The 360-nt window shown below is 68.1% G+C and carries 1 protein-coding gene; it reads right to left on the bottom strand.

Annotated features, from left to right (window positions below; all coding sequences use genetic code 11):
• On the bottom strand, positions 1–360 hold a 360-nt coding region (locus ACODTJ_RS29230), incomplete at both ends, for an ABC transporter ATP-binding protein (RefSeq protein WP_488851745.1).

The following is a 360-nucleotide window of genomic DNA, read 5'->3' as shown; positions in this document are numbered from 1 at the left end:
GCTCATGGAGCTGGCGCAACTCGATCTGCATGCGCTCGCGCAGCTGCTTGTCGAGTGCCGAAAGCGGCTCGTCCATCAGGATGATGCGCGGCTCGAAGACGATGGCGCGCGCGAGCGCGACGCGCTGGCGCTGGCCGCCGGACAACTGGTCGATGCGGCGGCTGCCGAAGCCGCCGAGCTGGAACATCTCCAGGGCCGCCTCGACGCGACGTGCCGCCTCGGCCGCCGGCACGCGCCGCAATCGCAAGGGAAAGCCGACATTGCGGGCGACATCCATATGCGGAAACAGAGCGTAATTCTGGAAAACCATGCCGATCTCGCGCTTGTGCGGCGCGAGGCGCACGACCTCGCGCTCGCCGA

It is taken from the genome of Allobosea sp. FG18, assembly GCF_057809495.1.
Note: the sequence above shows the minus strand (reverse complement) of the source record. Positions and strands in the feature narration are given on the sequence as shown.